Source organism: Kribbella sp. NBC_01510 (assembly GCF_045040325.1).
Classification (GTDB): Bacteria; Actinomycetota; Actinomycetes; order Propionibacteriales; family Kribbellaceae; genus Kribbella.
The window spans coordinates 7,895,857-7,915,030 of the sequence record NZ_CP109418.1; the positions used below are offsets into that span (position 1 = coordinate 7,895,857).

The following is a 19,174-nucleotide window of genomic DNA, read 5'->3' on the forward strand; positions in this document are numbered from 1 at the left end:
CGCAGGTCGCAGCGGAATGGCCTGAGGTCAGGCCATCGGGGAGTCTAACCCTGAGCGGCAACAAGTACCTCATGACACCGGGTCACGTTTGAGTTACTCGCTACGCAGTGTCTACGTACCGGCACCCACGGACGTTCCCTCGGTGTCAGTCTGGGTCGAACTCCTTCAGTCGTCGTCGGTGTCGAACAGAGTGTCCGCGAAGGTGGCGCCCTTCGGGACCTTGAGCCCGATGTGCCGCCAGGCCGCGGGCGTGGCGACGCGGCCGCGCGGCGTACGGGCCAGATAACCGGACCGGACCAGGAATGGCTCGGCCACTTCCTCCACGGTCTCACGTTCTTCGCCGACCGCAACCGCCAACGTGGAAAGACCCACCGGTCCCCCGCCGAATCGGCGGCACAGCGCGTCCAGAACGGACCGGTCGAGCCGGTCCAGGCCCATCTTGTCCACCTCGTACAGCTCCAGCGCCGCTTTCGACAGCGCGAGCGTCACGATGCCATCGGCCCGTACCTCCGCGTAGTCGCGGACCCGGCGAAGCAGCCGGTTCGCGATCCGCGGCGTACCGCGGGACCGGGACGCGATCTCGGCCGCGGCCTCCGGGGTGATGTCGACCTCGAGCAGCGCGGCCGACCGGTTCACGATCTTCTCCAGCTCGGCGGCCTCGTAGAACTCCAGGTGACCGGTGAACCCGAACCGGTCCCGCAGCGGCCCCGGCAGCAACCCGGCGCGCGTGGTCGCGCCGACCAGCGTGAACGGCGGGATCTCCAGCGGGATCGCGGTCGCGCCCGGCCCCTTGCCGACGATCACGTCGACCCGGAAGTCCTCCATCGCCATGTAGAGCAGCTCTTCGGCGGGCCGCGACATCCGGTGGATCTCGTCGAGGAACAGCACTTCGCCCTCGCTGAGCCCGGACAGGATCGCGGCCAGGTCGCCGGCGTGCTGGATCGCCGGACCACTGGTCACTCGCAGTGGCGCGGACAGCTCGCTGGCGATGATCATCGCCAGCGTGGTCTTACCGAGCCCGGGCGGGCCGGACAGCAGGACGTGATCCGGAGCCCGGTTGCGTCCGCGGGCGGCGTGCAGGACCAGCTCGAGCTGCTCGCTGACCCGGCGCTGCCCGCCGAACTCGGCCAAAGTGCGCGGCCGCAGCGCGGACTCGATCTTGCGTTCCTCGAGATCCACCGCGTCCGCGGACACGAGCGGCCGGACGTTGTCCTCCATGGATTACGCCTTCGAGAGCACGCGCAGCGCGGCGCGGAGCAGATCGGGGACGGACGGGTTCGGGTTGTCGGCGGCGAGCGGCGAGACCGCGGTGACGGCATCCTCCGCGTCCCGGGCCGACCAGCCGAGGCCGACCAGACCGGCGTGCACCTGGTCACGCCAGGCCTCCTGCGCCTGCAGCGGACGGCCGGTGACCGTCTTCGACGGCGCACCGATCTTGTCCTTGAGCTCCAGCACGATGCGCTGCGCGCCCTTCTTGCCGATGCCGGGAACTTTCACCAGTACGGCGAGATTCTCGGTCGCGACGGCCTGTCGCAGCTGGTCCGGGCTCAGCACAGCCAGCGCGGCCTGCGCCAGCTTCGGCCCGACTCCGGACGCCGTCTGCAGCAGCTCGAACAGATCCTTCTCGTCGTCGTCCGAGAACCCGTACAACGTCAGCGAGTCCTCCCGCACGACCATCGAGGTCGCGACCCGGGCCTCCTGCCCCGGCCGCAGGCCCGCCAGCGTGCCGGGATGGCAGAACACCTGCAGGCCCACGCCCCCGACCTCGATCACGGCACTGTCCACCCCGATGGCCGCCACCGGCCCCCGCACGAACGCGATCATCTCCTGCCTTCCTGTGCTGCCACCGCGGCCCGCAACCTGGCCAGCTGCAGACGGGACTGCGCCTGCGCCAGGGCCTCGAGGTTCGTCCGGCTCGCGGCCGCTTCCTGCAACTTGCTCGTCACGCCACCACGCCAGACGTGACAGATCGCCAGCGCCAGCGCATCGGCTGCGTCAGCGGGCGTCGGGCGCTCGGCCAGCTTGAGAATCCGGGTGACCATCGTGGTCACCTGCTCCTTGTCCGCGCGTCCCGATCCGGTGACGGCGGCCTTGACCTCACTGGGCGTATGCAACGCGACCGGCAGACCGCGCCGGGCCGCGACGACCATGGCCACTCCGGACGCCTGCGCCGTACCCATCACCGTGCGGACGTTCTGCTGCGCGAACACCCGCTCGACCGCTACCGCATCCGGCCGATGCTTGGTGATCCACTCCTCCAGCTCGGCCTCGATCCGGACCAGCCGCTTGGCCACGTCCAGGTCGGAAGGCGTCCGGATCACCCCGACGGCGACCAGCGTCGGCGGCTTGCCCGGGGTGCCCTCGACGATGCCGAGGCCGCACCGGGTGAGCCCCGGGTCGACGCCGAGCACGCGCATGGACCACCTCCGAACGTTTGTTCGACAACCCTAGTCGGCGGTCCCGGACAGCCGGAAATCGACGCGCCGGATCAGAAGTAGTCGAGCATGTACGGTGTCGGCCCCGCGAAGGCGGCCTCGATGGCTGGATCCGCGGCCACCGATCCACCCTGAAGCAATCCCGCTCCCCGCAGCGCGGCGAGCGACGTACCGGCGTACAAAGCAGCCAATCCGCGCGGCCCCACCCCGATTGCGTCCCCCGACGACTGCGCCTTCGTCAGTTGCCCGGATCCGTCAGCCACCGACAGATGCCAGTCCCCGCTGTTCTCCGGCACGTCGGGATCCTCGATGCGCACGTCCAACTCCAGTACGGTGCCCGCCGCGAACCCGCGGGCCGCGATCGCCGCCGGGGCATCGAGCAGCCGCAGCATCCACCGCTGGATCTCGGCCGACTTCGCCGCCTCGGTCTCGACCATGAAGTGGATCGGATCGGCCGGCGGCAGGTAGGCATGCACCGTCTTCGCGGTCGACGACCCCGAACCGACCGTCGCCCACAACGCCCGAGCGGTCCGCTCCGAGCCGGCGATCAGCTCCTCGATCCCCAACTCCTCGTCCCCCGCCCAGTTGTACAGAACGAAACCGTCCTCGGCGAGGAACGCGGTGTTGTCCTCGTCCGCGAGCCACTCCTCGATCTCGTCGAGCGGCCAGATCAGCGGACCGTTCGCCCGCCGGGACTCGTTGACCCGGCTCGCCACCTCACGGAACCGCTCGGCGTCGTCGGGACCGGCCCTCCGGATGCTGACGTCCTTGCCGCCGAGCCGGCGCAGATCCGCGGACTGGAAGGAGAACTTGTACCGCGAGCCGCCGAACTCGTAGCCGAGGTGCCGATAGATCACCGTGGTCGCCGGATACAGCCCGGACAGCGGGAAGCCCTTCTCGGCCGCGCGCCGCAGCACCCCACGCATCAACTTGCTGCCGACACCACGCCCGCGGTACTCCGGTGCCACGACCACACCGGCCACACCGGCCATCGGGACCCGCCGGCCGCCCCACCATTGCTCGAAGTCCCAGAACCGAGCCGCCGCGACCACCTCGTCCCCGTCGGCGACCCCGACGTACCGGCCGTCCTCGAGGAACTTGACGGCGTACTTCCACCACTCGTCCCGGGCCCCCGACCCCAAGGCCCCGAACGACTGCCTCCGGACCCGCAACACGTCCTCGAGGTGGTCTTCGGTGAGGTCCACCAACCGCAGCGCATCAGTCACGCCGTCGACCCTACGACGCGGGCCGGTCCGTCACCCACAGGTGGATCGTGCCTTCCACAACCACCGTGCCGTCGTCGCGAGTGGCCTTGACCTTCACGGGTACGTCGGGACCCGCGGTCCACGCACCCGGATCCGTCTCGGCGGAGCAGGTCAGGTCGGAGGTGGACTTGGCCAGGTAGGCGACCTCCATCCCCTTCGGCAGCCACCGCTTGCCGCGCGGAACCGTCGCCTCCGCCAACGCCCCCATGGCCGCCTCCAAACCGTTGCACACGGCAATCGCATGCACGGTCCCGATGTGGTTCTGCACCGCCCGCCGCTTCGGCAGCACCAGCGCCGCATAGTTCGGACTCACCTGCACGAACCGCGGCCGGATCGACCGGAAGTACGGCGCCCGCCACGTGAACGCCCGCGAAAACACCCGCTCCCCACCGGGCACGACCCGCAACCGCTCCCACATCCCCAACACCTGCGTCGCCATGCGCTCATGTTACCTACGAGTCACTTTTCGTCGAGAGAATCTGCCTAAAGGACCCCGCTTCGCGGCGCCAGTCTTTCGGCCGCCTCCGGCGGCAGTCGCGCAGCGCCAAGACGACCGGACGCAATCGGCGAGACAACTGCCTGCGGCGACGCAGCCACGGGGGAACTGGATCTGATCTGCGAGGGTCGCTCATAGGCGCAGCAGGATGAGGCTGGACCGCAGCAGGCCGGGGCGACACATCACCATCTGCTTGCCGATGACCCGCGGGACGAATCCAGCTGCACGCTCGGTTCGCACCCTGAGCGGTGGTGCAGCCGACCAACCTCGCCAACCCGATCGTTCACACCATGTGACCGGTCGATGCCCTCGGGATTATGGCGGGCCTCCTTGTTGCCTTGGTGCAGACGAAGGATGCGCCCATCCGCCACACCTGCGTCTGTCGGGACCAGAACAACCACCAGAGGACGATGCATCGGCCGGCTGCGCCCGTGCTCTATCTGCTTCTCGGGGTCTGCGTTGACCGCGACGGGTTCGCCTTCGCCGTAGGCTCCGAGGTGTTACCAGTGCACGCCGCCACCGTTGCCGTATCTGCGCTGCCGAAGGCACCCGGGGAACGGCCGCCGAGAGGCAGCGAGCTTTTCCAGAGACGGGCGACCTCCCGGAGGCGGCGACTTTCACCGGCTGGCGATATCTCTTCACACGCCGAGATGGCCGGGAGTGTCGGCGCAGTCGTGTGGTGTCGAAGACAGGCAACGGTCAAGCGCCGGAACGAGCAGGGTGGTTAGGTCGGGTATTCGCTTCGGGGACGATTGACTCTGATGGTGCCGGTGGGGGCCACCTGGAAGGTGAAGCCGTGGGGTGTGGTCCATTCGAGGGTCTGGTGGTCGAGGCGGTGGACGGTCCAGCCGTGGGCGTGGGTTTTGACCCGGTGGCCGTACCGGCCGAGCGGTGCGAGGTTGGTGGTGCTGGTCTGACCCGGTGGGCCGAGGGGGTCGTAGGGCTGGAGGTGGTCCAGGTCCATGCCGCGGTGGGTCTCTTGGGTGCCGAACGGGAACAGCTCGACCGGGTGGGTGAGTTTGACGCGTTCGCGGATCCGGTCGGGGATCTCGTAGGCGTCCACGCTGACGGCATCGTTCAGGTCGATGACCGGCTTCACGGTGTACGGGCCGTGGCCGATGAGGTCGGCCAACTGGTCGGCGAGCAGCGGCCCGATGGCTTCGGCGCGCAGGACCCCGGTGCCGGTGGCCAGGGTGTGGTCGGTGAGGTGGACATAGATCTGGGTCTGGCCCGGACGTACCCGTCCGCGGGTCCGGTCGGGACTATCGGCGCGGTCGGCGCCGGTTCGAGTGGCGTGGGTGGTGTAGGCGTCGTGTTTGATCTGTGCCAGGCGCGCGTGCAGGGCGCGGCGTGCGGCTGCGTTCAGGGGTTCGCCGTCGTCGGGGTCGAGGTGTAGGCCGGGGTCGGAGGGGTCGAAGGGTTCGATCGGCACGGTGTCGGGGGTGTCGAGGGGGTCGGGCAGGGCGCTGCTACTGGGGTGGGGTGCGTCGCGGTCGGCCTCGTCGTCCGGGCGGGGCTCGTCGCGGACGCTCGCCCGGACGTCGTGCGGGTCTACCTCGGGGTCCACGGTGTCCGGAGCGGCGGTGTCCGGAGCGGTGCTGTCCGGAGCGGTGCTGTCCCGAGCGGTGCTGTCCCGAGCGGTGCTGCCCTGAGCGGTCCCGCCTCTCGCGGCGCCCGGAGCGCTAGTGCTCGGAACGGTCGCGCCCGGCTTGGTGGCGCCGGGCTTGGTGGTGCCCGCGGTGGTGCCCGGGGTTCCGGTGGTGGGTGGAGCGGTGTTGTCGTGTGCGGTGGCGTCCGGCGCTGTGTCGGTGGTGCTGTGGAGGTGGAGGTGGTGGTGGCGGGCTTGGGTGAGGAGTTCTTGGGTGTAGCGGGGGTCGGCGAGGATCCCGACCGCGTCCGCGCGCCGGTATTGGACCGACCGGGTGTCGCCGAAGGTCTTCAGCGCCTCGGCGATCGCGTCGAGGGTCGCCTTGTTCCGGATCACTGCACCGGCGGCGGCCTTGATGTACATCGTCTTGGTGCCGTGCTCGGTGGATCGGCCGACGAACACACCCCGTTCGCGGGCCGTCTCGGCGGCCTCGGCCCGCGCCAAATCAGGATCGGCGTGCATCTTGGCGGCCTGGACGATCTTGTTCAGCCGGTACGGGGTGATGGAGTCGATGAGTCGCGCGATGCGTTGGTCGACGTAGGCGGCGGCGTCCTGGGTCAGTTTCGCGCAGTCGGCGACGATGCGGCAGGCCTTCCAGGGTGTCGCGTCGCCGGCCTGGACTCTGGCCCAGGTGAAGGGGAACCGGTGCCGCAGCGCCAGCGCCTGCCCCAGGTAGTTGGCGGCGACCCGCGGGGAGATCCCGAGGATCACTGCGAACTCGGCGACCGCGAACTCCAGGATCTCCGGGCACCCGTCACCACCCAGCACCACCGCCCGTTCCCGGCCGTCGCAGGCACGCCGGCCCGGCCGGACCGGGCACGCGTCAGGATGGAAACGATCGGCATAGACCTGGGCATGTTCCAGGCGCCGCGCATCGACCCGCCGGGCCTCGGCGTCGTGGTCGGCGGCCGAGGCCAGCAGGTCGGCCGTCGTCAGCGTCGCCAGATCTCCTTCGAACATGTGTGCGATTCTACGCACCGCCATCAGGCTGCCGCAAATCCGGCGAGGCCCCGAAAGCCCTTATCCACAAGGGAAAACATCACATCGAGACGGCGGGGTCGAAGGGATATACGACGACCTCACAGCCGACGATGCATCTCAGGAGTTGGCACCGACAGGTGAGGCTCGCGGTTCAGCGGAGCCGGTGTGAATCAGACGTCCAGTGGGTTAGTACTCCAGTCGTAGACCGTCATGTGCCCTGATCCTGGGGCTGCCTGCCGCTGGAAAACTCAGGTGGCCTCAGCGCACCATCTGGGTAGAGTCGGGTGGTGCCCGAGTTGAAACGACTGAATGCCGGCCATGCCCCGGCGGTCTTGGCCTTCGAGCTGGCCAACCGCGCCTACTTCGCTACCTCGATCTCCGACCGCGGCGACGAGTTCTACGAGCAGTTCACCGACCGGCACAAGGCCTTGCTGGCTGAGCAAGAGGCCGGCATCTGCGCGTTCTACGTGCTCGTCGCCGGGGATGGCTCGGTTCTGGGCCGGTTCAACCTGTACGACCTCGAAGACGGCACTGCCAAACTCGGTTACCGGGTTGCGCAGAACGTCGCCGGCCGCGGCGTGGCGACCGCGACCGTCCAGGAGCTGTGCCGGCTGGCGGCGGCGCGGCACGGGCTGCGCACACTGCGCGCGGCCACCTCCCGCGAGAATGTCGCGTCCCAGAAGGTGCTGGCCAAGGCTGGGTTCGTCTCGGTTGGCCCGGCCAACCCGGCCGACCTCGGTGGTAAGCAAGGCACCTGGTATCAGCGTGACCTAGGAGTCCAGCCGTAGTGCGTGATCTTGCTGGTGGACTTGCCGCGGGAAGGCTGCGGCCACCGCTGCCCGCTGGCAGGAGTCCTTCGAGGTCCTAGGCCCGGATAGCGGGCCGGTTCACGCGGGTGGAGCCCCGTCGCCGGGTACGGGACTTGGTGCTGGGGCCTGCTGCCGGATCTGCCACGCAAGAACTGCTGGTCGATCGGCCGAGTGACCTCGTCGCTCAGATGCTCCAGCACGTACTCACGCACGTCATCACGCGCGCGGTCGGCATCCCTCTGGCCTGGCCGAGCAGGTACTGCATGCCGTCCGGACTCGCCTCCCCGGGCCAGTCAGCCGCCACGAAGCCGTCTCCCCGGCGTACTCGGGGCGCATTTAGACGATTCAATTAGGGCTGGATAGACTGCGGCGGACGGTGACGGCTGCTGGACGGGGGACGATGGCGACGCCCAGCATCAAGGAGGTTGCGCATCGGGCCGGGGTTTCGGTGGGCACTGTCAGCAATGTGCTCAATCGGCCGTGGATCGTCGCGCCGGCGACGAGGCAGCGGGTGCAGGACAGCATCCGGGCGCTCGGGTTCGTGCGGAACGAGGCGGCCCGGCACCTGCGGGCGGGACGGAGCCGGACTGTCGGACTGGTTGTACTCGACGTCGCGAACCCGTTCTTCACGGATCTCGCCGAAGGTGCCGAAGCGCTGGCCTATGAACACGACACCGTGGTGATGCTCTGCAACAGCAAGACAGACCCGGTGCGCGAAGGGCATCACCTCGACCAGCTCGAGCAGCAGCGCGTCCTCGGCATACTGATCACGCCGTTCGACAGCACCGATCCCCGCCTGACCGCACTGGTCGCGCGCGGTACGCCGGTCGTCCTGGTGGACCGTGCCGCGGACCGCGGACTGTGTTCGGTGAGCGTCGACGACCAGCTCGGCGGACGCCTCGCCGGGAACCATCTGATCGAGGCCGGCCATCGCCGGATCGCCTTTATCGGTGGGCCTTTCACCATGCAGCAGGTGTCCGACCGAATGGCCGGCATCACCGCAACCGTCGCACAGGTGGACAACGTCGAGCTCCAGTACTACGAAGTCGAGGTGATGGGCGTGGTCGAGGGCCGCGCGATCGGCGAGCAGATCGCCACGATGCCCGCGCAATCACGCCCGACCGCGGCCTTCCTCGCCAATGACCTGCTCGCCTTGGGCTTCCTGCAGGCGATGTCCGTCGCCGGCCTGCGAGTGCCGGAGGACATGGCGATCGTCGGGTACGACGACATCGACTTCGCGCGGGCAGCCGCCGTACCGCTGTCGTCGGTGCGGCAGCCGGCCGAGTTGCTCGGCCGGTCCGCGATGGAACTGCTGCAGGAGGAGGTCGAGGCGGCCGACCGGCACCGCCATCGGCAGGTCATCTTCCAGCCGGATCTGATCGTCCGCGAGTCCAGCGACCACACCCGCCGCTGATGCTGTACGAGAACCCACTGGCATCGTCGGACGATCTCGCCGGCTTCCGGATGGAAGGCGACGGCGCCGTCTCGTTCCCGCTCGGCCGGCTTCGCCTGGAGAGCGTGCGCCCGGCCGAGGACGGCCAGGACGCCAACGTGGTGCTCTGGTGTCCCGACGACTTCCCGCCGGATATCACCGTGGAGTGGGACTTCTGGCCCATCCGCGAGCCCGGCCTGTGCATCCTGTTCTTCCACGCGAAGGGCCGCAGCGGCGAGGACCTCTTCGAGCTGAGTCCGCGCACCGGCCCGTACGAGCAGTACCACCACGGCGACCTGGATACGTACCACGTCTCGTACTTCCGCCGCCGCTGGCCGGCCGAACGTGCCTTCCACACCTGCAACCTGCGCAAAAGCCACGGCTTCCACCTCGTCGCGCAGGGCGCCGATCCGATCCCGGGCGTCGAGGACGCCCAAGGTCCTTACAAACTGAGGCTTTCCGTCGACCGCGGCCTGATCACGTTCGCAGTCAACGAGCTGATCAGCTTCCGGTGGTACGACGACCAGCCGCTGACCGGCGGCAAGATCGGCTTCCGCCAGATGGCGCCGCTGATCGGCGAGTACGCGAATCTGCGGATTCGCCCGGCCTGAGCAGCTTCTCCCAGCACTCGATCCGGCTCCCCGTGACCACTCCCTGACAAACGCTTTCCGAAGCGTTGACGTTGAGACGATTCAACTATATGGTCACATCACTTTTCGCCCGAAACACCTAGGCAGGCAGCATGAGTGGCTGGTCCATCAAGCTCTACAACGCAACGGATGAGGTCGTCTGGGCGATCAAGCTGAACGCGCTCTGGATCCTCTGCACCCTGCTCGGCGGTGTCGCGCTGGGTATCGGCCCGGCCACGCTCGCAGCGTATTCCCTGGCCAGACGCAGGTCTTTCGGTGAATCGTTTCATGCACTGCCTGCCTTCCGCATCGCGGTCCGCCGGGAGTTCCGCCGCGGCTCGCTCGTGGTGCTCCCGCTCGTCGCGGCCGCCGTCCTCCTGATCGGCAACTACCTGTACTTCGCGTCGCTGGGCGCGAAGGCGTCACTCCCGCGGCTGATCAGCCTCGTCGCCCTGGTCGCACTCGGGGTGATCGCCGCCTATCTGCTCCCGATGGCCGTGCACTACGACCTCCGGGTCCGCGAGTTGTTGCCCAAGGCATCGTTGGTCGCCCTCGCGCGGCCGGCGTCGTCGCTGGTCCTGCTCTTCGTCGCGGTGTCCATCGCCTACGTGTCAGCCAAGTTCCCGGTGCTCGGGATCGTGCTGGCCGGCGGCGGCTGGATCCAGCTCAACACCTGGCTCTGCCTGCGCTTCTTCGCCGAGAACGAGGCGCGCCTGCACCTGAAAGGGAACTCATGACCATCCTCTCCCGACGGCGCCTCGCCGTCACCGTCGCCCTGTCGACGGCACTGCTCGCCTCCGCCTGCTCCGGTGGCGGCGGCGACAGCAAAGAAGGCCAGGCGGCCAGCAGCGAGCTCACCGTGATGGTGCCGTTGTTCGGCACCGCGCCAGACCCGGGCGGCGAGCTGCAGCAGGCTGTCGAGAAGCTGATCGGCAAGAAGCTCAAGATCACCTGGGTGCCGAACGCCGAGTACGGCGACAAGTCGAACGTCACGCTCGCCTCGGACAAGATCCCGGACGTGATGGTCGCGAACGAGAAGAGCCCCTCGTTCGTCAAGGCCGCCGAGGCCGGCGCGTTCTGGGATCTGACCGGCAAGCTCGACAAGTACCCGAACCTCAAGCCGGCCAACGAGCAGACCGCGAAGAACTCGATGACCAACGGCAAGACCTACGGCATCTACCGGGTCCGCCCGCTGCTGCGCTCCGGCATCGTGATCCGCAAGGACTGGCTGGCCAAGCTCGGCCTGAAGGAACCGCAGACCGTCGACGACCTCTACACGATCGCCAAGGCGTTCACCGACCAGGACCCGGACGGCAACGGCAAGAAGGACACCTACGGCCTGATCATCCCGAAGTGGCCCGGCAACTACGCCAGCGCAAGCCCGTACGACGTCGTAGAGACCTGGTTCGGCGCCCCGAACGGGTGGGGTGAGCGCGACGGCAAGCTGGTCCCGGGCTTCGACACCCCCGAGTTCCTGACCGCCAACGAGTGGCTGCGCAAGTGGGTGCAGGAAGGCCTGGTCAACCCGGACTTCGCCACCCTGGACAGCGCGAACTGGAACGACCCGTTCGTGCAGGGCAAGGGCGGCATGATCATCGACGTGAACGTTCGGGCCACGCAGCTGCTCGACCTGTTCAAGGAGAAGAACCCGAAGGACTTCGACAAGGTCACCCTGGTCGGGAACCTGAAGCGCTCCGACGGCCAGAAGTTCTCCTACCCGTTCACCGGCTACAACATGGTGATGGCGATCTCCAAGCAGCACATCCGGACCGAGGAGCAGCTCGACCAGGTGCTGCAGACGCTGGACAAGCTCGAGTCCAAGGAGGGCTCGATCTTGCTCACCAACGGGATCGAGGGCCGCAACTTCAAGTCCGACGGGCAGTACGCCGTACCGATCAACCAGGACGACCCGAAGGTCAAGGCGATCCAGAACGACGTGGACAAGGGCTTCATCCAGCTCGGTACGCGCGCCTCAGTCGGGCTTGGTGCGTACGCGTTGCGGCCGAGTGACGAGGCCAGCCGGGCGATGCGGGCGAAGTTCGACGTGCTGATGAACGAGGACCTGAAGACCGCGGTCTTCAACCCGGCCCTCAGCGTGATCGCGCCCACCGCGGTGGCGAAGGGCCAGACCCTGGACACGATCATCCCGGACGCCCGGATCAAGTACCTGTCCGGTGCGATCACCGAAGACCAGCTGAAGGCGCAGATCAAGCGCTGGTACGACGGTGGCGGCACGCAGATCGTCCAGGAGGTCAACGACCTGGCAGCCAAGGCCGGCGGCTGATCCATGGCCACCGATCTGGTGCCGGAGGTGGTACAGCCTGCCGCGGGTGCTCCGCGGCAGGCGTCCCCTCCGAAGCGCAAACGCCGTACGCGTGCGGTGCCGTTGTGGAGGGATCTGCTGCGGTACCGCTGGCTGTACCTGTTGCTGCTACCTGGTCTGGCGTATTTCGTCGTCTTCAAGTACCTGCCGATGTACGGCCTGACCATCGCGTTCAAGGACTACGTGCCGTTCCTGGGCTACTCGGGCAGTGAGTGGGTCGGGCTGAAGCACTTCCAGGAGCTGTTCACCGGACCGGACTTCGGCCGGCTGATGTTCAACACCCTGCTGCTCGCGCTGCTCACGATCGTGTTCGTCTTCCCGGCGCCGATCGTCGTCGCCCTGATGCTGAACGAGCTGCGCGTCCGGGTGCTGAAACGGTCCGTGCAGTCACTGATCTACATCCCGCACTTCCTGTCGTGGACGATCGTCGCGTCGCTGACGTACCTGCTGTTCTCGGTCGATTTCGGCGTGATCGCGAACTGGATCCACAGCCTGATCGGCGGACAGAAGACGGACTACGTCGCGCAGGCCGCGTGGTTCCGGCCGTTGATCGTGCTGCAGTTGCTGTGGAAGCAGACCGGCTGGGGCACGATCATCTACCTGGCCGCACTGGCCGGGGTGGACTCACAGCTGTACGAGGCGGCCCGGGTGGACGGCGCCGGCCGGTGGCGGCAGTTCTGGCACATCACGCTGCCGGCGATCCGGCCGACGATCGTGGTGATGGCGATCCTGACGTCCGGTCATCTGATGGACTCCGGGTTCGAGCAGATCTGGCTGATGACCACCTCACTCAACCGCGACGTCGCCGACGTGTTCGACACGTTCGTCTACTACGTCGGCATCACGCAGGGTTCGTTCAGCTACGCGACGGCGGTCGGCCTGTTCAAGGGCGTCGTCGGTGTCGTGCTGATCTTCGGCTCCAACTTCCTGGCCAAGCGTCTGGGCCAGCGAGGCCTGTTCTGAAGGGGCTGTGACCATGGCAACCAACCACTCCGTCCGGTACTACGACTCCCGCGGCAGCCGCGCGTTCGACGTCCTGAACGCCGTCGTGCTGACCGCCCTGTCGCTGGTCACGGTCCTGCCGCTGCTGTATGTCCTGGCCGGGTCGTTCGCGACCGAGTCCGAGATCAGCTCGCGGCCGTTCTTCCTGTGGCCGCACAGGTTCGTCACGGACACCTACCACTACATCTTCTCCACCGACACGTTCGTGCGGGCGTTGCTGACCACGATCGGCGTGACCGCGGTCGGCACGGTCATCCAGTTGGTGCTCACGCTGACCATGGCCTACCCGTTGGCGAAGCGGTTCCTACCGGGGCGGGCACTCGTACTGAATCTGGTGATCTTCACGCTGGTGTTCACCGGCGGCATGATCCCGACGTACCTGGTGGTGCGGGATCTGGGTCTGCTGGACAGCTACTGGGCGCTGATCCTGCCGCTGGCGATCAACCCGTTCTACCTGATCGTGGTGAAGAGCTTCTTCCAGGAGTTGCCCGAGGCGCTGGAGGAGGCGGCCCGGATCGACGGCTGCAACGAGCTGAACGTGTTCCTGCGGATCGTGCTGCCGTTGTCGAAGCCGATCATCGCGACGTTCTCGCTGTTCTACGCGGTCGGGATCTGGAACGACTACATGTCGCCTTTGCTCTACATCGACGACAGCCACAAGTGGACGCTGCAGATGATCGTCCGCCAGCTCACGGCGGCGAACGCCGACTCGGCGAACGTGCTGCAGCAACTGGAGACCGTCACGTTCCCGGAGCAGGGCCTGAAGTTCGCGGTCGTGGTGGTGGCGACACTGCCGATCCTGCTCTTCTACCCGTTCCTGCAGAAGCACTTCGCCAAAGGCGTCCTGATCGGATCGGTGAAAGAATGACCACACTGCAATGGCTGGAAACTCCTTGCCGGCAAGGCGTTTCCTGGGGCGTCCCGTGGCCGCGCGGCACGGTTGCCGAGGGCACCCGGTTCGCGATCGCCGACGGTACGCCGGTGCAGAGCTGGACGACCGCGACCTGGCCGGACGGCTCGATCAAGTGGTCCGCCCACGCGATCGGCCCGTCCGAGCACCCGGAGTCGTCGTACGAACTCGTCACCGGCGCGCCGACGACGCCGAGCCGGCCGGTCCAAGTGACGCGGTCCGGTGCTGAAGTCCGGGTGACGACCGGCGAGGTCACATGGACGCTGCGCAAGCCGTCGCTGATCGCCTCGATCGCAGACGGCGACCAGGAGGTCGTGCGCGAGGTCCGGCTGGTCAGCGTGCGACAAGACGCGCCGGACGAGGATCTGGGGCGTCACCGGCAACAGACCACGGCGATTGTCGACAATCTTGTTGTCGAGCAGGACGGACCGGTCCGCGCGGTGGTCAGGCTGGAAGGCAAACACGGCGACTGGCTGCCGTTCTCCGTCCGGCTCTACTTCTACGCCGGCGCCACCGACGTACGCATCGTGCACAGCTTCATCTGGGACGGCGATCCCGACCGGGACTTCCTGGCCGGGCTGGGACTCAGCGCTGACGTGGTCATGCGCGACGAACCCCACAACCGCCACATCCGCCTGGCCGGGCCGTCCGGCTTCCTCACCGAGGCAGTCCGCGGTCTGACCGGTCTGCGCCGCGATCCAGGTGAGGACGTACGACGTGAGCAGGTGGCAGGCCATGCGGTCGAGGAGATCCCCAACTCTGAGGTGTCGGACCGTCTGCACCTCATCCCGCAGTGGACCGACTACACCCTCGACCAGGGCAGCGCCGACGGCTTCACGCTGCACAAGCGCACCGGCGCGGATCATGCGTGGGTGACGATCCCGGCCGGCACCAGATCGCCAGGCTATGGGTACGTCGGTGGTGTCAGCGGCGGACTGGGCTTCGGACTCCGCGACTTCTGGAAGCTCCACCCGACCCGCCTGGACATCCGCAACGCGGCCACCGACCTCGCGACCGCGACGGCCTGGATGTGGTCGCCCAGTGCACCGGCCATGGACGTGCGCTACTGGCACGACGGCATGGACCAGGACACGCACGCCGAACAGCTCGAAGGACTCGAGATCACCTACGAGGACTACGAACCGGGCTTCGGAAACGCTCACGGCATCGCGCGTACCCATGAGCTGACACTGCGAGTCCACGACACCACTCCGTCCGCTGACGACCTGGCCGAGCACGCAGCGCTGCTGAACTCCCCCGGTCTACTCGCCGTCGCTCCAGGACGGCTGTTGGAGACGGGTGTCTTCGGCAGCTGGAGTCTGCCCACCGCCGACCACCAGGACATCGAGGCGCGGCTGAACTTCCTCTTCCAGTACTACGTCGGACAGCGAGAGCAACGGCGCTGGTACGGGTTCTGGGACTACGGCGACGTCATGCACACCTACGACCGGGACCGGCACACGTGGCGGTACGACGTCGGCGGCTATGCGTGGGACAACTCCGAGCTCTCGCCGGATCTGTGGCTCTGGTACCAGTACCTGCGGACCGGTCGGGCGGACGTGTTCCGATTCGCCGAGGCGATGACCCGGCACACCAGCGAGGTCGACGTACACCACCTCGGCCGGTGGAAGGGTCTCGGTTCGCGGCACAACGTGCAGCACTGGGGGTGCAGCTGCAAGCAGGCGCGCATCTCCAACGCGATCTATCGGCGCTTCTACTACTACCTCACCGCGGACGAGCGGACCGGCGACCTGATGGACGAGTTGGCGACGATCGAGGAGATGTTCCTGGTCGTCGATCCCCAGCGCAAGGTGCGACCTGACGTCTACTCCCCCGACCCGCATGCGCTGTCTGTCGAGCTGGGCGTGGACTGGGGTGCGCTCGCCGCGGCGTGGCTCACGCGGTGGGAGCGGCACGGGGACGAGCGGGCCCGGGCACGGCTGGTCGGCACGATGGCCGACATCGCGGCACTCCATTACGGCTTCCTCACCGGCAATGCGCGGCTCAACCTGTCCACCGGGCGGTTCGACACGAGCCGACGCTCCATCGCGGTGTCACACCTGTCGTCGCTCTTCGGGCTGCCCGAGATCTGTTCGGAGCTCATCGACCTGGACCTCGACGTACCCGGGTTCGAGAAGGCGTGGCTGGACTACTGCCGGCTCTACCTGCTGCCGCCCGAGCAGCAGGCCGCCGAGGTCGGTCAACCGCTCCAAGGCATCTCACTCGTCCAGGCCCACAGCCGGCTCGCCGCGTACGCCGCCAGCCGCAGCGGGGACGCGGAGCTGGCCCGGCTGGCCTGGCACAAGTTCTTCGTCGACGAAGGCGACCAGCTCAACCGCAATGCAATGCAACGTCAAACGGAGTGGCGGACCACCGCGATCGACGGCGCACTGATGCCGGTCGACGAGGCCGCGTTCGTCAGCACCAACGGCGCGTCGCAGTACGCGCTGGCAGCGATCCAGAACCTGTCCCTGATCCCTGAACACCGACCTGACAGAGGTGAAAAGGCATGGAGGTCTCCCGACGCACTGTCCTAGCAGGTATGGCCGCCGTACCTGCAGCGTCCCTGCTCGACACCGGCACCACGGCTGTGGCCGACGTACCCGAGGTGAAGCTCAGCTGGCTGGAAGGCAAGCCGAGCACAGCAGCCGTGACGACCTGGGGTACGCCGTGGCCGAAAGGCGCCGTACCGGCGAACCAGTCGTTCGCACTCACGGCCGCCGACGGCAGCGCCGTACCGGTGCAGAGCTGGCCGACCGCGTACTGGCCGGACGGGTCCCTGAAGTGGAGTGCGCATGCGATCGCGGTCGACGCACCGGCCGAGTCGTACACACTCGGCCCGGGTACGGCGGCCGCGGCCGCGCAACCGGTCACCGTCAAGAACGAGAAGACGTACGTCGACGTCGACACCGGCGTGATCAAGACCCGGATCCGCAAGAGCGGCTCGGAGCTGGTCAGCCAGATCTGGCGTGGTGACACGCTGATCGCCCGGAAGGGCGAGCTCGTCAACCTGAAGCAGGACAAGATCGCCGAGGACGAGGAAGGCGGCAGCGTCCGGGAACGCTACGACAGCGACATCACGGGCGTCACCGTCGAGCAGGCGGGACCGGTCCGCGCGGTGGTGCGGATCGACGGCCGGCACAAGTCGCGGAAGGGCAAGACGTGGTTGCCGTTCTCGGTGCGGCTGTACTTCGTGGCCGGGGCGGAGAACGTGCGGATGGTGCACACGTTCGTCTACGACCGCGATGGGCAGAAGGACTACATCGCCGGGCTCGGTGTGCGCTTCCGGGTGCCGTTGCGGGATGCGGCGTACGACCGGCACGTCCGGTTCGTCGGCGAGGGCCATGGCATGGTGTCCGAGGCGGTGAAGGGGATCACCGGGTTGCGGCGTGACCCGGGTGCCGCCGTCCGTGCAGCGCAGATCGCTGGGACGAAGCTGCCTGATCCGGCTACGTGGGACCAGCGGGTGACGACGCGGCTGCAATGGATCCCCGAGTGGGGTGACTATTCGCTGAGTCAGCTGAACGCCGACGGCTTCACGGTGAAGAAGCGGACCAAGAAGGGGTTCGGCTGGGTCTCGGTCGATCAGGGCGGGCGCGCGTCCGGGCTCGGGTACGTCGGTGGCGTGAGTGGTGGGTTCGCCTTTGGTTTGAGGGACTTCTGGCAGCGTCACCCCACCCAGCTGGACATCCGTGGCGCCGCGACCGAGGAGGCCGAGGTCACCGTGTGGCTGTGGTCGCCTGAGGCCGGTGCCATGGACACGCGGTTCTACCACGACGGGATGGGCGAGGACACCTACCCGAAGCAGTTGGACGCGCTCGAGATCACGTATGAGGACTACGAGCCGGCCTTCGGCACGCCCTACGGGATCGCGCGGACGTCCGAGCTGACGTTCTGGGCGCTGGCGGCGACTCCGACGGCTGCTCGGCTGGGTGACATGGCTGACCAGGTGCGAACGCCACCGCAGTTGATCAACCCGGTGGACCAGATCGTCAACACGCGGGTCTTCGGTGGGCTGGTCACGCCGGTGGATCGATCGGTGCCGGCGAAGAAGTCGATCGAGGATCATCTGGACTTCCTGTTCGACTTCTACCGGGGTCAGGTCGAGTCGCGGCACTGGTACGGGTTCTGGGACTACGGCGACATCATGCACACGTTCGACGAGGACCGGCTGGTGTGGCGGTACGACGTGGGTGGGTACGCGTGGGACAACTCGGAGCTGTCGCCGGATCTCTGGCTCTGGTACTCGTTCCTGCGGACCGGCCGGGCCGACATCTTCCGGTTCGCCGAGGCCATGACGCGACACACTGGTGAGGTCGACGTCTATCACCTCGGGCAGTGGGCCGGACTGGGGACGCGACACGGCGTACAGCACTGGGCGGACAGTGCGAAGCAGCAGCGGATCAGTACGGCGATCTACCGGCGGTTCTACTACTACCTGACGGCCGACGAGCGTACCGGCGACCTGCTGTCGGAGCTGGTCGACTCCGACCGGACGTTCCTGGTGCTGGATCCGCTGCGGAAGATCAGGACCGAGCCGTACGAGCCGGACCCGCATGCGCTGTCGATCGGCCTCGGTACCGACTGGAGTGGTCTGGCCGCCGCGTGGCTGACCGAGTGGGAGCGGCAGGGCCCGAAGGCCGACGTTGCCCACAGCAAGCTTCTCGGCACGATGGAGACGATCGGCGCAATGCCGAACGGCTTCGTCACCGGGAGCGGTCTGTACGACCTGGACACCGGCCGGTTCGCACCGGTGACGGAGAAGACCGTCAGCGTGTCGCACCTCAGCGCGATGTTCGGGCAGGTGGAGATCTGCGCCGAACTGATCGACCTGGTGGACCTGCCGGCGTTCGAGGCGGCGTGGTTGCAGTACTGCCGCCTCTTCAACGCCACCCGCGCCGAGCAGACGGCCGAGTGTGGCGCGTACTTCGGCAACCTCATCCTCCGCCAGGGCCACTCGCGACTCACCGCGTACGCCGCCGTACGCCTGAACCGGGACGACCTGGCCGCGCGGGCCTGGAAGGAGTTCTACACCGGCGACGGCTACGGCCCGAACCTCCCCTGGTCGTCCGAGCAGGTGACCTCGACCCTCAACCCAACTCAAGCCGCCAAGTGGGTCTCCACCAACACCACAGCCCTCTACGGCCTGGCCGCCATCCAAACCCTCGCCCTGGTAGGCAACCAGATCGTCAACCCGTAGCCCGCCAACTCGAGCCGGGAGGCGTGGTGCCATCGCAACCAGGT

At 67.6% G+C, this 19,174-nt stretch carries 15 protein-coding genes; 9 read left to right on the forward strand and 6 right to left on the reverse strand.

Annotation, left to right across the window (positions count from 1 at the left end; genetic code table 11):
* Nucleotides 1-165: 165 nt before the first annotated feature.
* The 6 genes from ruvB to OG558_RS38650 all read right to left on the reverse strand — a co-directional run bounded on the left by ruvB (nt 166) and on the right by OG558_RS38650 (nt 6,804).
* Nucleotides 166-1,218: a Holliday junction branch migration DNA helicase RuvB gene (ruvB, locus tag OG558_RS38625; RefSeq protein WP_405067440.1), complete on the reverse strand. Its 1,053-nt coding sequence runs from the start codon at nt 1,216-1,218 to the stop codon at nt 166-168.
* 3 nt (nt 1,219-1,221) lie between these two features.
* Nucleotides 1,222-1,824 carry a Holliday junction branch migration protein RuvA gene (gene ruvA, locus OG558_RS38630; RefSeq protein ID WP_329476161.1) on the reverse strand — a complete coding sequence of 201 codons (603 nt, stop codon included), beginning with the start codon at nt 1,822-1,824 and terminating at the stop codon, nt 1,222-1,224.
* Nucleotides 1,821-2,417: a crossover junction endodeoxyribonuclease RuvC gene (gene ruvC, locus OG558_RS38635; RefSeq protein ID WP_405067441.1), complete on the reverse strand. Its 597-nt coding sequence runs from the start codon at nt 2,415-2,417 to the stop codon at nt 1,821-1,823. Before ruvC ends, ruvA begins: the two co-directional genes overlap by 4 nt.
* Nucleotides 2,418-2,488: 71 nt before the next feature.
* A complete protein-coding gene (gene eis / locus OG558_RS38640) occupies nt 2,489-3,661 on the reverse strand; it encodes an enhanced intracellular survival protein Eis (RefSeq protein WP_405067442.1) in 1,173 nt (390 codons plus the stop codon).
* A gap of 10 nt (nt 3,662-3,671) precedes the next feature.
* Entirely contained in the window at nt 3,672-4,139 is a 468-nt protein-coding gene (locus tag OG558_RS38645; RefSeq protein ID WP_405067443.1) for a hotdog fold domain-containing protein, read from the reverse strand.
* A gap of 781 nt (nt 4,140-4,920) precedes the next feature.
* Entirely contained in the window at nt 4,921-6,804 is a 1,884-nt protein-coding gene (locus OG558_RS38650) for a hypothetical protein (protein WP_405067444.1), read from the reverse strand.
* A gap of 308 nt (nt 6,805-7,112) precedes the next feature.
* Here OG558_RS38650 and OG558_RS38655 point away from each other — a divergent pair, with 308 nt between their 5' ends.
* From OG558_RS38655 to OG558_RS38695, 9 genes are all read left to right on the forward strand, one after another.
* The gene (locus OG558_RS38655) at nt 7,113-7,613 is read left to right on the forward strand and encodes a GNAT family N-acetyltransferase (RefSeq protein WP_405067445.1); all 501 of its coding nucleotides are present in this window, start codon (nt 7,113-7,115) and stop codon (nt 7,611-7,613) included.
* A 397-nt stretch (nt 7,614-8,010) separates the two neighbouring features.
* Nucleotides 8,011-9,048 carry a LacI family DNA-binding transcriptional regulator gene (locus tag OG558_RS38660; protein ID WP_405067446.1) on the forward strand — a complete coding sequence of 346 codons (1,038 nt, stop codon included), beginning with the start codon at nt 8,011-8,013 and terminating at the stop codon, nt 9,046-9,048.
* Nucleotides 9,048-9,677, forward strand: a complete 630-nt coding sequence (locus OG558_RS38665; protein ID WP_405067447.1) for a DUF1961 family protein — start codon at nt 9,048-9,050, stop codon at nt 9,675-9,677. The genes OG558_RS38660 and OG558_RS38665 overlap by 1 nt, the downstream gene beginning before the upstream one ends.
* A 131-nt stretch (nt 9,678-9,808) precedes the next feature.
* A complete protein-coding gene (locus OG558_RS38670) occupies nt 9,809-10,432 on the forward strand; it encodes a YesL family protein (RefSeq protein WP_405067448.1) in 624 nt (207 codons plus the stop codon).
* Nucleotides 10,429-11,979, forward strand: a complete 1,551-nt coding sequence (locus OG558_RS38675; RefSeq protein ID WP_405067449.1) for an extracellular solute-binding protein — start codon at nt 10,429-10,431, stop codon at nt 11,977-11,979. Before OG558_RS38670 ends, OG558_RS38675 begins: the two co-directional genes overlap by 4 nt.
* A gap of 3 nt (nt 11,980-11,982) precedes the next feature.
* Nucleotides 11,983-12,981, forward strand: a complete 999-nt coding sequence (locus tag OG558_RS38680; RefSeq protein ID WP_329478501.1) for an ABC transporter permease subunit — start codon at nt 11,983-11,985, stop codon at nt 12,979-12,981.
* Between the two features lie 13 nt (nt 12,982-12,994).
* Nucleotides 12,995-13,888, forward strand: a complete 894-nt coding sequence (locus OG558_RS38685) for a carbohydrate ABC transporter permease (protein ID WP_329478503.1) — start codon at nt 12,995-12,997, stop codon at nt 13,886-13,888.
* Entirely contained in the window at nt 13,885-16,467 is a 2,583-nt protein-coding gene (locus tag OG558_RS38690) for a Tat pathway signal sequence domain protein (protein ID WP_405067450.1), read from the forward strand. The genes OG558_RS38685 and OG558_RS38690 overlap by 4 nt, the downstream gene beginning before the upstream one ends.
* Nucleotides 16,440-19,130 carry a Tat pathway signal sequence domain protein gene (locus OG558_RS38695; RefSeq protein ID WP_405067451.1) on the forward strand — a complete coding sequence of 897 codons (2,691 nt, stop codon included), beginning with the start codon at nt 16,440-16,442 and terminating at the stop codon, nt 19,128-19,130. The genes OG558_RS38690 and OG558_RS38695 overlap by 28 nt, the downstream gene beginning before the upstream one ends.
* Nucleotides 19,131-19,174 lie beyond the last annotated feature (44 nt).